The sequence below is a fragment of the Fangia hongkongensis FSC776 = DSM 21703 genome, assembly GCF_000379445.1.
GTDB classification, from domain to species: domain Bacteria; phylum Pseudomonadota; class Gammaproteobacteria; order Francisellales; family Francisellaceae; genus Fangia; species Fangia hongkongensis.
In genome coordinates this window covers 142,250-155,932 of sequence record NZ_KB902273.1, presented here as the reverse complement: position 1 = coordinate 155,932, position 13,683 = coordinate 142,250, and the positions used below count along the sequence as shown (strand labels likewise).

At 39.0% G+C, this 13,683-nt stretch carries 12 protein-coding genes, 1 tRNA gene and 1 rRNA gene; 2 read left to right on the top strand and 12 right to left on the bottom strand.

Going from position 1 to position 13,683, the window contains the following annotated elements; translation table 11 throughout:
* From A37Q_RS0113015 to glpX, 3 genes are all read right to left on the bottom strand, one after another.
* Positions 1–99: ribosomal RNA gene (locus tag A37Q_RS0113015) — 16S ribosomal RNA — on the bottom strand; the annotation flags it as partial.
* Between the two features lie 240 nt (positions 100–339).
* Positions 340–2,175 (bottom strand): protein-disulfide reductase DsbD, encoded by a 1,836-nt coding sequence (gene dsbD / locus A37Q_RS0113010; RefSeq protein ID WP_018300724.1) that lies wholly within the window; start codon positions 2,173–2,175, stop codon positions 340–342.
* A gap of 113 nt (positions 2,176–2,288) precedes the next feature.
* Positions 2,289–3,257, bottom strand: a complete 969-nt coding sequence (glpX, locus tag A37Q_RS0113005; protein ID WP_018300723.1) for a class II fructose-bisphosphatase — start codon at positions 3,255–3,257, stop codon at positions 2,289–2,291.
* 152 nt (positions 3,258–3,409) lie between these two features.
* On the opposite strand from glpX, the gene A37Q_RS0113000 reads away from it, so the two are divergent.
* The gene (locus A37Q_RS0113000) at positions 3,410–3,865 is read left to right on the top strand and encodes a type IV pilin protein (protein WP_018300722.1); all 456 of its coding nucleotides are present in this window, start codon (positions 3,410–3,412) and stop codon (positions 3,863–3,865) included.
* 12 nt (positions 3,866–3,877) lie between these two features.
* Here the strand turns inward: A37Q_RS0113000 and A37Q_RS0112995 are convergent, their stop codons facing one another.
* A complete protein-coding gene (locus A37Q_RS0112995; protein ID WP_018300721.1) occupies positions 3,878–5,455 on the bottom strand; it encodes a peptide chain release factor 3 in 1,578 nt (525 codons plus the stop codon).
* 3 nt (positions 5,456–5,458) lie between these two features.
* Positions 5,459–6,361: a ProQ/FINO family protein gene (locus tag A37Q_RS15540; protein WP_018300720.1), complete on the bottom strand. Its 903-nt coding sequence runs from the start codon at positions 6,359–6,361 to the stop codon at positions 5,459–5,461.
* Positions 6,362–6,612: 251 nt separating this feature from the next.
* Here A37Q_RS15540 and A37Q_RS0112985 point away from each other — a divergent pair.
* A tRNA-Met gene (locus A37Q_RS0112985) sits at positions 6,613–6,689 on the top strand.
* 14 nt (positions 6,690–6,703) lie between these two features.
* Here the strand turns inward: A37Q_RS0112985 and A37Q_RS0112980 are convergent.
* From A37Q_RS0112980 to gshA, 7 genes are all read right to left on the bottom strand, one after another.
* The gene (locus A37Q_RS0112980) at positions 6,704–7,468 is read right to left on the bottom strand and encodes an ABC transporter ATP-binding protein (RefSeq protein WP_018300719.1); all 765 of its coding nucleotides are present in this window, start codon (positions 7,466–7,468) and stop codon (positions 6,704–6,706) included.
* On the bottom strand, positions 7,469–8,422 hold the full coding sequence (locus tag A37Q_RS0112975) for a FecCD family ABC transporter permease (RefSeq protein ID WP_018300718.1): 954 nt from the start codon (positions 8,420–8,422) through the stop codon (positions 7,469–7,471).
* A gap of 3 nt (positions 8,423–8,425) precedes the next feature.
* Entirely contained in the window at positions 8,426–9,412 is a 987-nt protein-coding gene (locus A37Q_RS0112970) for a FecCD family ABC transporter permease (protein WP_018300717.1), read from the bottom strand.
* A gap of 86 nt (positions 9,413–9,498) precedes the next feature.
* Positions 9,499–10,428, bottom strand: coding sequence for an ABC transporter substrate-binding protein (locus tag A37Q_RS0112965; RefSeq protein ID WP_018300716.1), 930 nt, complete (start codon positions 10,426–10,428; stop codon positions 9,499–9,501).
* Between the two features lie 142 nt (positions 10,429–10,570).
* Entirely contained in the window at positions 10,571–10,846 is a 276-nt protein-coding gene (locus A37Q_RS0112960) for a hypothetical protein (RefSeq protein WP_018300715.1), read from the bottom strand.
* Between the two features lie 22 nt (positions 10,847–10,868).
* The gene (locus tag A37Q_RS0112955; protein ID WP_018300714.1) at positions 10,869–12,032 is read right to left on the bottom strand and encodes an iron-containing alcohol dehydrogenase; all 1,164 of its coding nucleotides are present in this window, start codon (positions 12,030–12,032) and stop codon (positions 10,869–10,871) included.
* Positions 12,033–12,125: 93 nt separating this feature from the next.
* Complete coding sequence (gene gshA / locus A37Q_RS0112950; RefSeq protein WP_018300713.1) at positions 12,126–13,640, bottom strand: glutamate--cysteine ligase; 1,515 nt, start codon at positions 13,638–13,640, stop codon at positions 12,126–12,128.
* Positions 13,641–13,683 lie beyond the last annotated feature (43 nt).

Genomic DNA, 13,683 nt, shown 5'->3' with positions numbered 1-13,683 from the left:
AACCGTTAACCTGCAAGCAGGTTAACAAGTCCGTTCGACTTGCATGTGTTAAGCATACCACCAGCGTTCAATCTGAGCCAGGATCAAACTCTTCAGTTTATATCCTTAAGATTATATCAGCATAAACTAACATAACCTCGCAATTACTTAATCCTCAAAGTATTCAAGTATCTACAATTTCTATCTCTTTAAACATCTTATCCCAGCAACCATTCTCGCTGGCAACGAGGGGCTATTATACACATCAATCCCAACTCAGCAACCCCTTTAAACAACTTTTTTAGAAATTATTTTAAATAGAACATTCTCGCTACAACTATGTTCACAAATAAGGCAATATTACTTCATATGAGCAGTAATCTTCCCCTTAAGCTCATCTTTAGCTAGCTTTCCTGAGAGGCGTACTAACTCAGCATTATCTTTACTGGAAATAAGCCTTAGTGTTGGCAGACCTAAAACTTTTGCCTTATTTAGGAGCGCTTTACTTTGCTCATCATAATCTGTCACATTCACCTCAATGACTTTAATATTCTTATTTGCAAAAAAAGCTGTCATTTCCCTGCTTGTTAGAACTTCCTTTAATGCAACGCAATTTGTACACCAGCTTGCATAGTAATCAACAAGGATATATTGATGCTTCTTTTGGGCATATAACTTTGCTTTATCTAGCTCACTAATACTGTACACCGTTGTAATATTACCCGCATTTAAACTCTGAGCATGATTATCTGTAAGCGATTTTGTTAATAAGACGCTCATTGCAGCTATAAAAAGAATCAAAGTAATAAGAATTAAATAAAGCTTATGAGCACGTTTTAATTTGTCTGACAAAGTTGATAGCAAAACAAAATATAGAATATAAGCGGCAATTAGGATTAGTGATAGAATATAGATAACAGTAGATGAGAGAATCACTCTTGAGAGAATATAAATTGCCATTGCAAGCATTGCCATGCCAAAAAATACTTTTACCTCATTCATCCATGCGCCTGATCTTGGCACAAAACGATTAAGCCCAAGCGCAATAAAAATAAGCGGGACCCCCATGCCAATACCTAACGCAAATAACGACAGTGCACCATAAAGCACATCGCCTGTTTGTGCCATTGTCCCCAAAACGGCAATAAGTGGTGCAGAGGTACAAGGTGATAAAACCAAACTTGCAAGCACCCCCATTAAGAAGCTTGCGACAACGGAGCCTGTTTGTAATTTAGATTGCAGATAATGTAGCTTCTGAGTTATCCCACTTGGCAGCGCCAGCTGAAAAAGGCCAAACATTGATAATGCAAGGAGTATAAAAACTAAGGCCATTAAATAAATCACCCAGCCTTGTTGAAAGAACAGCTGAAAAGAAAGTCCAACGGTACTAATAATAACACCCAAAAGTGAATACATAAGAGCCATGCCCAGCACATAGCTTATTGCCAACAAAACGCCATGTGTTCTCGATGTGCTTTTCCCCATTACAATAGCAGTAATGATAGGCACCATTGGTAGCACGCAAGGTGTAAATGCAAGCAAAATCCCAATACCCAATAAGGCTAAAATGCCAAGCCAATTAAAAGGCAGACCGCTAACAGGTAGAACACTTTCATCTAAGGAAACTGTTTTAACTTGCGGTAAAAAGCAAATGTTATTCGTGCACCCTTGATAACCAATTTGAAGTTTGCTTTCCTCTAGAAGTGTACCACTTAATGGCACCGTAATTTGCAGTATATTTTGATACACCGCCTCATTATCAACAGGGTGGGCAAGTGCTGGAGGAAAAACAATATCTCCTACTGTCAAATCAGGTGCATCAACTCCTTTTACAAAGATCTTATCACGATATAGATACTGCCCCTTTGGAATTTCCCAGGTGACTATGAGCTGAGCTTTCTTTTTTGTTACGGTCATTGTAAGCTCACTTACAGATTGAGATGGCGCTTTCAGTAAATCTAAATGATTAAAATTAAAGGCTTGCTGATTCGCTGCACTTTGAGCGGCAGCTGCAAACAACAGTAAATAAACAAAGATGAAAAAAGAGCTAACACGCAAAACCAACCATACTCTCCAAGGCCATTTAATATACAGCGCTGAGTATAACCTTAATTTTGCTATAGACAAATAATATATACCACCCGCAAACCATTTTACCCCATTTCTGCCATTGAATTTCTTGTTCTTTTGAGTCATCAGATATTGCTAATAGTCCGAGCTATTACCTGCAACCCAATGACTCAAAACTATCAAAAACTTCTTCAACATTAAACACCGCAAAATGATTAGCGAGTGGTATAGAAGTGGATTTATCCTAGATATTCAAAGCCACTTTTAAAGTTGAAATTATGTTCCGCTTCAATATGCCTTACTGTGCCTGAAATGGAACGCATCACCATACTGTGTGTTTTTGCAAACTTCCCTGAGCGTTTAACGCCCTTTAGCATTTGCCCATCTGTCACTCCTGTTGCTGCAAATAGCACATTACCACTGGCTAGATCTTTTAGATGATAGACCTTATTTAAATCATCGATACCCCATTTTTTAGCACGCGCTTTTTCAGCATCATTTCTAAAAATTAGCCTGCCTTGCATCTGGCCACCAAGACAACGAAGGGCAGCAGCAGCGAGCACACCCTCCGGTGCACCACCTGTACCAATATACATATCAATACCTGAGTCTTCTTGCGCGGTTGCAATCACTGCAGAGACATCACCATCACCAATAAGCGCAATTCTTGCCCCTGCCTTTCTCACAGCTTTAATAATATCTTCATGGCGAGGTCGATCTAAAATGCATACAACCAAAGCTTCAACCGGCACACCTTTATGCGCAGCAAGGCGAGCTAAATTCGCTTCCACTGGATCATTGATATTAAGAATTCCCTCTGGAATCCCGTGCCCACCAACAGCAATTTTTTCCATATAAACATCTGGAGCATTTAAAAATCCACCATCTTCCGCCATTGCAATAACAGCCAATGCATTTGGACCACCTTTTGCGGTGATGGTTGTGCCTTCAAGTGGATCAAGTGCAATATCAACCTTTGGACCACCTTTGCCCACTTTCTCACCGATATATAGCATTGGCGCTTCATCGCGCTCACCTTCACCGATAACAACAGTGCCCTCAATGTTCAGAGCATTTAATGCTTTTCTCATTGCATCAACTGCCACCTGATCAGCCGCCTTCTCATCACCTCGCCCCATTTGCAGCCAAGCAGATAATGCCGCAGCCTCTGTAACACGCACACTTTCCAATGCCAAATTTCTATCCATTTCTAACCTCTTTATGAATCCAACCCGAAAACTTTGCGCTATTGTAACAATCCCTTTGGCAAATGGGTACGGCGCACAGTAAATTTCTCTATGTCAATTGCAGACATCCTCACTATACTATAAACAAACCGGCACTGATTAGAAAACAGCTGATGTTAAATCCACAAAAAAGAAACCGATCGCTATTCAAACAGCTTGGCTTTTCTCTTATTGAGCTGTTGATTGTTATCGCTGTTATTGCAATTGTCACGGCAATTGCAATTCCGACTTATCAGTCTTATATCTTGCGTGCTCACCGCGCAGACGGTATTCAAGCTGCCAGTACAATCGCGCTTAATGAAGAAGAATATATGCTTAATAATGGCGCTTATACCAATACTTTATCTAATGTCTGGGATAATGGAACCGCCTCACAAGAAGGGTTTTACACTTTAACTTTGGTCATGTTGGATACTGGTGGTAGCGTCACAACGAATCCTGCCAATGCCACCGGATTTCAAATCACGGCAACTGCCACTGGCACACAAACAGCAGATAGCGCCTGCACACCACTTGTGCTTGTGTCAAATAATGCAAGCATTACTAAAACACCGAGCGGATGCTGGTAGGTTGGGTAGGATTTAGTGCTCTCTGGTCGCGAGAAAGCGAATATCAGGGTTTCGCTCCTCTGCTAATTGCAAGTTCACCCGTGTTGCCGCTAGATAAGTTAGATGATCCCCGCCATCTAAGGCAAGGTTGTCATGGTATTTTTTGCTAAATAGCTCAAGCTTTTTCTTGTCATCACACTCAACCCATCTTGAGGCGACTACATTAACTGCTTCATAAGAGCATTTCACGCCGTATTCTGTCTCTAGACGCTGCGCCACAACATCAAACTGTAGCACCCCAATTGCCCCTAGAATTAAATCATTACTATTAAGTGGCCTGAAAACTTGCGTTGCACCTTCTTCTGATAGCTGAATAAGCCCTTTTAAGAGTGCTTTCATTTTAAGCGGATCCTGTAGACGGACACGTTTAAAAAGCTCTGGCGCAAAATTTGGAATACCTGTGTATTTAAGCTTTTCTCCAAGTGTAAACACATCACCTATCTGGATTGTGCCGTGATTGTGAAGCCCAATGATATCACCAGAGTAAGCCTCTTCCAAATGCTCGCGCTCTCCAGCTTTGAACATCAGCGCATTAGAAACTTGCATTTGCTTACCTGAGCGCACATGATAAAGCTTCATTCCCTTTTTATACTCACCTGAGCACAATCGAAAAAAGGCAATACGATCACGATGTTGCGGATCCATATTTGCCTGAATTTTAAACACAAAGCCTGTTAAATTATTCTCATTTGGTTCGACCATTCTCTCTTTGGTCTCACGTGCTTGTGGCGCTGGAGCGTATTTAGCAAATGCATCGAGCATTTCTTTAATACCAAAATTACTGAGCGCCGTACCAAAAAAGACAGGCGTCAACTCTCCTTTGTTATACGCCTCTAAATCAAACTCATGACTTGCCCCTTTCACAAGCTCCACTTCCTCGCGAAGCTCCTCAGCAAGGTAGCCAATTTTCTCATCCAATACTGGGTTGCCCAAACCTTCGATCACTTCATAATCGTGAATATGGTGACCATGACCGGTTTCAAATAAAATAGTTTTATCTTCATAGAGATGATATACACCTTTAAAGGACTTTCCAGAGGCGATCGGCCAAGTCATTGGCGCACATTTTATGTTTAAGACCTCTTCAACTTCATCCATAAGCTCCATTGGATCACGTGTGTCACGATCAAACTTATTGATAAAGGTTAAAATTGGCGTTGTTCTAAGGCGGCAAACCTCCATTAACTTAATGGTTCTTTGCTCGACCCCTTTCACACCATCGATCACCATTAAGGCTGAATCCACTGCTGTTAGTGTGCGATAGGTATCTTCTGAGAAATCCTCGTGTCCTGGGGTATCTAAAAGGTTGATAACATTCCCCCCATAAGGGAACTGCATTACAGAGGTTGTAATGGAGATACCGCGCTGCTTTTCCATCTCCATCCAATCAGAAGTAGCATGCCTACCTGATTTTTTACCCTTTACGGTTCCAGCCAACTGAATTAGATTCCCAAAAAGAAGCATTTTCTCTGTGATGGTTGTCTTTCCAGCATCTGGGTGAGAAATAATAGCGAATGTTTTTCGCTTATTAATATGACTTTCAAGTGACATGGATTATTCCTTATCCGCTTTATCAGCCTTATCATCAATAGAAGCATCACTCGTTGTATTTGTAACATCCAGAGCTTTCTCTTCGCTTGTTGTGTCAGTTGACTCACTCGTCTTTGAAGTATTGTCATCGCCTTCTTCTTTTGACTTAAGCTCGGCCTCTTTCTCTAAACGCTCTTGCTCGCGTTTTTTCTGATAATATTCTTTAATATCAATGCCTTGCGCCCTAAGTTCAGCCTTTTCAGCAATTTCTTCTAAGCGCTGTTTGGCATAAGAGATGTGCTCCTCTGCATAGTCCTCAACGGGCATGCCTTGCAAATTAAAACGCATTTTATGTTCTAATACCGCACGTTGATAGCGTGTATCCCCAACATAACGCTTTAAAACATTGCGCAATATATACTGATCCACCGGAGCAAAGTGCTCATTTTGGTAAATCACTTCAATATCTTGGCTTATGCCAATTTTAAGTGGACGTTTATCTTTTGGATTAAAGCACTTTGGAAATCGTTGACATAGCCATTTAAAAAGTCTTTGTTCTTCTTTAAATTGCTGTTTTTCTGGGTTAATGCTAATAACCACAGCTTCAGCAGCTTCTTCTGGCAATTCGACCACCAACTCATCATGCTGTTTTTGGCCAAATTGCGGCATACGAAAAGGTGTCCGCTGCTGGTTAACACGCTCTTGTCTTGTAGATTTCGTGTGCTTTGAATGACGTCGAGTAGCAGGCTTAGCATTTTGCTCAGTTGACTCAGCTTTCGCTCTTTTGGCGTGCGGTGCTTTTGCATTACGCTCTTTTGCCTCAGCATGCGCCTTTCGCATACGCTCAGTTTTCTCTTTAATGCTTTTTCCACCTACCAATGATTTTAACAGTGAAAAATCATTTAATTTATCTCTACCGTCAGACATTACGATATTCCTATATTACCTTTTATAATTAAAATTCATCTATCCGATCTTGACATTAACCACATCAAAATCAGCATTATTACTAACCGAGCAACATCACCTTAGCAATAAGCTCGACATTATAGACACAATAACCGCAAAAATCAGCATTTATTGCACAACTGGCTGATGAAAATCTATGATTCTTGCAGAAAGCTTTAAAAAAGCTATTGACAAAATTTCCTCTCTCTAAGATAATTCACAGCTGTCGTGGCTACGTAGCTCAGCTGGTTAGAGCACAGCATTCATAATGCTGGGGTCGGTGGTTCAAGTCCACTCGTAGCTACCACGTCATTTTATTTTTCACACAGCAATATAATCACACTTTCCCTGTGCATTATGCAAAAAATCCACTTCGATATTAAACACCTGTAAAATGGTGCTTTTATTCATCACATCTGCTTTATACCCTTGTGTTACGAGCTTTCCTGCCTTAAGCGCAACAATATAATCAGCAAACTGATTCACCTGATTTAAGTCATGAAGCACCATAACAATGGTTTTATTTAATTTCTGATTCAACCTGTGAAGAAGCTCTAACAATTGTTTTTGGTGTTGGATATCCAAAAAGGTCGTTGGCTCATCTAGAAGCAAAATAGGCGTATCTTGCGCCAGCGTCATAGCAAGCCAAGCACGTTGTTTTTGTCCGCCTGATAGCGCACTTAAAAGCTTATCTTGCTCCTCCGTTAAACTAACTTCTTTAAGCGCCTGCTCCACCTTCATGGCATCTGAGACACTTTTACCCGAAAGGAAGCTTTGATAAGGGTGGCGCCCCAACTCAACGATTTCTCGCACCGTAAGCCCTTCTGGCGCCTCGGGATTTTGCGGTAAAAAGGCAACTTTCTTTGCTAAGCGCTTTCGACTCATTGCAGTGAGTTTCTCACCATCAATCTGAATACAGCCTTTTTGATAAGAGAGTATCTTAGCAATATTTTTAAGTAGCGTTGATTTCCCACATCCATTTGTGCCAATGATGGCCGTGATTTTATTTGCCGGTATTTCAACACTAATGTCTTGGAGTATTAATTTTTTGCCATAAGCATATGCTAAATTTTGAATATGAATCATCTATGTATCACTTCTTCTTAATAACCAAATAAAATAAGGTGTACCAATAATAATGGTAATAAGGCCAACAGGAATTTCAGTTGGCGAGAAAACAAACACATTAAGTGCATCAGCAAAAAGTACAAATAGCGCACCTAACACAATGGCATATAGTAAAATCCACTGCATTTGCCTTTTAGTCAAAAGTCTTGCAATATTCGGTGCAACCAAACCCACAAAACCTAAATTACCCGTACCTGCACTTGCAAGCGCAGTTAACAGCACAACCAATAATAATAAACTAATGCGAAGTCGTAAGATGTTAATTCCTAAGCTTTTGCATAACACATCCCCTAAATACAGATACTTTATTTTATACGAAAAACAAATGCCAATAATCAAGCTTACAATGCCTATCGGCAACAAATAATGCAAAAGATGCCAGTTTGCACCATAGCTTGACCCGGCAATAATAGTTAATAACGAAGTCACTGCAGGTGGCATATTTAGCGTGAGAAAGTGTAAAACTGCCTTGGTAAAAAGAGCAACGCCAGAACCCATCAAAATCAATTGCAAAATCGTAATATGGCCATTTTTATATGAAAATAAAAACACACATAATATCGCTATTAACGCACCCAAAAACGCACATAACATCAAAATAATTGGTGTCTGAGAAAATCCAAACGACAGCGCAATTGCAATGGATAAAACAGAGGCTGTTGAAATGCCCATCACCTCTGGTGAACCCAAGGGGTTTTTAATACACGCCTGCAAAAAAGTGCCTGCTAAGGCAAATAGGGAACCACATAGTATATCAAGAAGGATTCGAGGCAGATTAAACTGATAGATAATAAGCGCGCGTGAATACAAAGGGACTGTACTATAAATATAATAAAGCCAAAAGAACACACCAAATCCAAGAAGCGCGATAAAAAACAAAAGCAACAAAAAAAAGGCTCTATTCTCTTTCATCTATCACCTCGCTGACACTCGTGCTAAAAGAATAAATAAAGGGGCTGAAATCATTCCGATAATAATCCCAATCGGCACTTCATCTGTGCTAAAAAAGTAACGAATAATACTATCTGCTGCAATCAAGACAATAGGACCAAAAATCAAACATAAGTAAAACCTTGCCTTTATCAAATGGACCCCCATAAGTCTCAAGCCTTGCGGGATAAGAAGTCCAAAGAAAAATATTGGACCTGAAACACTAACAGCTACGGCATTTAATATAACTGCAAAGAGAATAAAAATTACTTTCAAAAAGCGTATATTCTCCCCAAGGGCACTTTGCACCTCATCAGAAAGGCTTAAAATATTAAGCTTATGTGTTAAAAACACTAAGATAATCATCACAGGCGTTACACCTGAAAGAAGATATAACACACTTTGCCAGTTGGTTGCCATTAAAGAGCCGTTAATATTAAACAGGACACTTTGTGCTTCATCCGGAAAAAGCAAAATCAACAAGTGTGACAGTGCGTATAAAAGTGTATTAACTGCGATTCCTGCAAGGATCAGTTTGGTTTTTGACATCACGCCTTTTGCAGTCAATCCAAATATCAAAAATGCTGTTATAAGTCCGCCTAACACAGAAAACACAAAATAATAAAACTGACCAAGGTGCGAGAAAAAAAGCCATAAAATAACATCTGTTAACGCCACCCCTTGACTGATCCCAAGCAAACTTGGACTTGCCAAGTCATTTTTAAGCACCACTTGTACCAAAAGACCGCTGATCGCTAATGCTGCACCAATAATAGCCGCTGAAATCACTCGTGGCATATGGACATCAAACAAAATAATCCGTTGCAAATCACTTAAGTGCACGCCTTGAAATAACGGCATAAGTGATATATTAATTGCACCTAATTTTAGCGAATAAATGAAAAGAACCACTAGCAACATAGCGCCAAAAGAGGCCAAATAACCTGTTTTGCTTAACTGAATTTTATGCATGTTCAATGCACTTATAAGCACAGGAAGTATTTATTTCAAAATACTTTAGAACTTGTATTAGAAAGCTTATTTTTGTCATGACAAAATTACATCATGATGCTTTTTTGGCTTAATTTCACAGGAGTCGACAAAGTTAAAAACCCACTATCTTTTGCTTGCTCTAGTGCTAATTTATCGGCCTGTAATCCATGTGTTTGCGCCCAAATATCACGAGACATAAAATATACTTTATTATTTTTTACTGCCTGAAGATTTTTCCAAAGTGGATTATTGGTGAGTTTTTTAAGGGTTTTATAATCCCCATCAGTGACAAGAATAACAATCGCTTGTGGGTTTTTAGCAAGCACAGCCTCTGGTGTCATTTCAACACGCTGGTGGGAAGAGCTTTGTAAAATCAAATTTTCTTTTGATATTTCTTTGAGAATAACCGTTGCAACAGAGTTGTGCGACAAAGCACGGAACATTCCTGTTGGCGTGACATAACCCATAAGAACAGTTGCTTTATGCGCTTTGCCTTTGATCACAAGCTCTTGATATTCTTGATTAAATTGTTCAATTGCTATTTTGGCTTTGCCCTCTTGATGGAAATACTTTGCCAGCACCATTAGGTTTTCCATTTGCTCTTTTGGTGTTGCCATCATGCTATTTAAAGCGATGACAGGCGCAATTTTTTTAAGCTCAGGAATCACTCCGCTATGAAAGGTTGTATCTGCTAGAATAACATCTGGCTTTAAAGCCGCAATCGCAGTTAAACTTGGATTTTGTCTTGTGCCAACACTTTGGCTTTTGGCTACAACATCTTTTAAATAACCGGGAATAGTGCCCTCACCCACATGATTGCCAGCAATCGCCACAGGCTTAATTCCTAATATCATCAAGCTATCTAGAAGACCAAACTCTAACACAACAACACGTTTATGTGCTAAATTTTGATGTTGAGTTTCTAGTGCTACTGCATGATAAATACTAAAAAGGCAAAAAAATGCCGCTATGAAAATCGTTTTTATTTTAAACATATTTAAGATAAAGATTGATAACAAGGCTAGTTATAATAATGATAACTATTATTATTTTCAATACCTTTTAAACATTTAATCCAATCACGAAAGTGATTAGTATTACAACTTTATAAGCATAAGCGCTCTACATAAAAAAGAATTAAGCCCATAGTCCATACAAGAAAAACCATACAACATCGATACATAACAGTAGGATCATGGCAATAAGAAACTTTTTAATGCCAATTTTTTTCTTTTGATCATTGATAAAATCAATTGCTCTTAAAACCGCCATAGTCATTGCCGCCAGAATGATGGATATGCCGCCAAATATAATACCAAACAACATAAAAGGCACCCATGCAGCCAAAGATGCAATGATCACATACAGTATAAAATAACTGGCAGTAACCTTAACCGCCTTCCAGTTTAGCATAAAGTAATCAATCAATTATCAACTAATGATCATAGCTCATTTCAATAATTTTTTGGCTGTCTTCTAATGTAATATCTTGGTGTTCACCCAGTGAAACCATATTGTTATCTTGTAAGTTTTCAAGCACAAGTGGCAACTTGGATTGATCAATATCATAGGCTTTTAAATAAGTATGATTGCCCATCGTTTCAAAAAACTGACGTGTTTTCGCAATTGCGAAGTCAATTTTCTCATCTTGTGATAGGTTTTTATCCGCCTGCCATACACGCTCGGCATATTGAGAAAGCTTTTTGGCCTTCTTATCGCGCTTATAATTCATCACGCTTGGCAGAATAATTGCTAAAGTCTGTGCATGATCAAGGCCAAAAATTGCCGTTAATTCATGACCAATCATATGCGTAGCCCAATCACTTTTAACTCCTTTTGAGATAAGCGTATTTAATGCCAAAGTTGCGCACCACATAATATTTGCACGTACATTATAATCATCAGGCTTTGCTAAGACTTTCTCTCCTTCTTCAATAAGCGTTTGCAAAATACCCTCTGCAAATCGATCTTGAAGTGGCGCATCTTGCGGATAGGTTAGATACTGCTCAATCACATGAACAAATGCATCCACCACACCATTTGCAACCTGTCTTGATGGAAGTGTATAGGTTGTTTCTGGATCAAGAATTGAAAACTGTGGGAATACTTTTTCGTTAGCAAACGGAAGCTTTTTATTAAACTCTCGTCTTGAAATAACTGAGTTGATATTCATTTCTGAACCTGTTGCTGGCAATGTTAAAACGCAGCCAAATGGCAAAGCTTTTTTGATTTCAGCTCCTTTTGTCAAAATATCCCAAGGCTCACCCTCAAAATAAGCTGCTGCAACAATGAATTTTGTCGCATCAATCACTGAACCACCACCCACAGCAACCACAAAATCAATATTGTTTGCTTGAATGTACTTAACTGCCTTCATGCACGTTTCATATTCAGGATTTGGCTCAATCCCTGAAAAGTCATGTGTATCATGATTTGATAGCGCCGACAACACTTCATCATAGACACCATTATTCTTAATACTACCGCCACCGTAAATAATAAGAACACGTTTGTCTTTCGGTACTGCATTTTCTAATTTTGCAATTTCACCTGTGCCAAAGTAAATGCGAGTTGGGTTATAATACTCAAAATTTTGCATGATAATCACCTGATATTTGTAAATATATTAGCTCATTATCATCGCTTATTTGCTTTTAAATTCAAGTAGGATCAGCAAGAAATTGTAAATATCCTATTTACTATCGCAACCTGCAGAGTTGTAATACGCCTGAATATACGATTGAATATCACAAGTATCACTATGCTCAAGTATACTTTGGTTTTTTAAAGACGCCTCTACCTGCTTAGTAAACTTAGTTTGCTCGGCTTGATCAAGCGTATGGTTTAGCATTTCAAGGTGGTGTTTTTTAGACAAATCTAAAATACTTGTAAGATATCCTCTACTTTGAGAGGTCTCAATCATTTGACTAGAGGGTGTTTTATCAATATTATCAAGCTTCTTATAAGCATCTTCCAAAGCATTTGTATAATTTTCACCCATGAAAAGTGCCGTCTTTTGCATCTCATCCAACAAACGATAGCCATAGCTTTTAAGTGTGATATTACGCACATCCTCATCCAATAGTTGAAGACCAGGCTTCCGACCAAATTGAATCACTTGGCGAAGATTATTTTGATACCTTAAAGTAGCATCACGATGATACACTTTCACAGGCTTTAGTAGTGCACTCATTAACATAAGCTCTATAAAGACTGCTGTATTTTTATCAACACCTAGAGGTGTAAATGGATTAATATCAATAAGGCGCACTTCCAAATATCGCACCCCACTTTGCAAAAGCGCACAGGCAGGTCTTTGCCCCCTTTTGGCAATCTGCTTTGGCCTGATACTGCTGTAATACTCATTTTCGATTTGCAAGATACTGGTATTAAGCTGCTGTAGATCACCTTTTACATTATAAAGACCTAAATCAACAAAAGCCTGATACGGTGTATCTGTTGCTTGAATCAAACCATGCACATAGCTTGAGACATCTTTATATGAGATATATAGATCACTTTGCGCTGGGCTTTGATAGCCTAAATCACTCATTCTAAGACTGGTCGCATATTCACCAATATAATGTTCTGCATCAAAATCTTGTAAATACGCAGGCTTTTCCTTAACTGAACTTTTAGCACAAATAGGTGAGGCGCCAAATAGGTATGGAATAAGCCACATGGCTTCAAAGTAGTGATTAATGACTGAGAAATAAAGTTGGTTCTGATTTAGCCCAGTTTGTGTGCCTAATAGATTTAACAGGCTTGTATCAAAGGAAAAATTATAATGCACACCGGCAATTGCCTGCATGATCTTGCCATATCTTACAGCCAGTCCACGCCTATAGATCTCTTTCATCTTTCCTGAGTTTGAAGTGCCAAAATAAGCAATGTTGATGTCATTTTCCACTGTAGGGACAGGCATACTCGCATTTAACAAATATTCATCTTTAGCAATATTTTGCGCACAAAAGGCAGAAATACTTTTAAGCTCATCGAGCGCCTTATCAATACTATTATGTGGCTTTGTAATGAGCTCTAAAAGACTTTCAGAAAAATCAACGGTAATGGTATCATTCGCAAGCTTAGAGCCAAGCGATTTTGGGTGCATCGTAGTTGCAATCTGACCATCTTGAGTCACTCTTAGCGCTTCTCTTTCAACACCACGAAAATTACTATATTGTCCTAAATCTAATTCAGTTATCATCTTTTTATCATTGAACAAGATTAATGTGACAAAGTGTAAGCGA

Bases quoted from the DNA above. Each gene is read 5' to 3' on its own strand.
- dsbD (WP_018300724.1), bottom strand. From the start codon at position 2,175: ATGACTCAAAAGAACAAGAAATTCAATGGCAGAAATGGGGTAAAATGG.
- glpX (WP_018300723.1), bottom strand. From the start codon at position 3,257: ATGGATAGAAATTTGGCATTGGAAAGTGTGCGTGTTACAGAGGCTGCG.
- A37Q_RS0113000 (WP_018300722.1), top strand. From the start codon at position 3,410: ATGTTAAATCCACAAAAAAGAAACCGATCGCTATTCAAACAGCTTGGC.
- A37Q_RS0112995 (WP_018300721.1), bottom strand. From the start codon at position 5,455: ATGTCACTTGAAAGTCATATTAATAAGCGAAAAACATTCGCTATTATT.
- A37Q_RS15540 (WP_018300720.1), bottom strand. From the start codon at position 6,361: ATGTCTGACGGTAGAGATAAATTAAATGATTTTTCACTGTTAAAATCA.
- A37Q_RS0112980 (WP_018300719.1), bottom strand. From the start codon at position 7,468: ATGATTCATATTCAAAATTTAGCATATGCTTATGGCAAAAAATTAATA.
- A37Q_RS0112975 (WP_018300718.1), bottom strand. From the start codon at position 8,422: ATGAAAGAGAATAGAGCCTTTTTTTTGTTGCTTTTGTTTTTTATCGCG.
- A37Q_RS0112970 (WP_018300717.1), bottom strand. From the start codon at position 9,412: ATGCATAAAATTCAGTTAAGCAAAACAGGTTATTTGGCCTCTTTTGGC.
- A37Q_RS0112965 (WP_018300716.1), bottom strand. From the start codon at position 10,428: ATGTTTAAAATAAAAACGATTTTCATAGCGGCATTTTTTTGCCTTTTT.
- A37Q_RS0112960 (WP_018300715.1), bottom strand. From the start codon at position 10,846: ATGCTAAACTGGAAGGCGGTTAAGGTTACTGCCAGTTATTTTATACTG.
- A37Q_RS0112955 (WP_018300714.1), bottom strand. From the start codon at position 12,032: ATGCAAAATTTTGAGTATTATAACCCAACTCGCATTTACTTTGGCACA.
- gshA (WP_018300713.1), bottom strand. From the start codon at position 13,640: ATGATAACTGAATTAGATTTAGGACAATATAGTAATTTTCGTGGTGTT.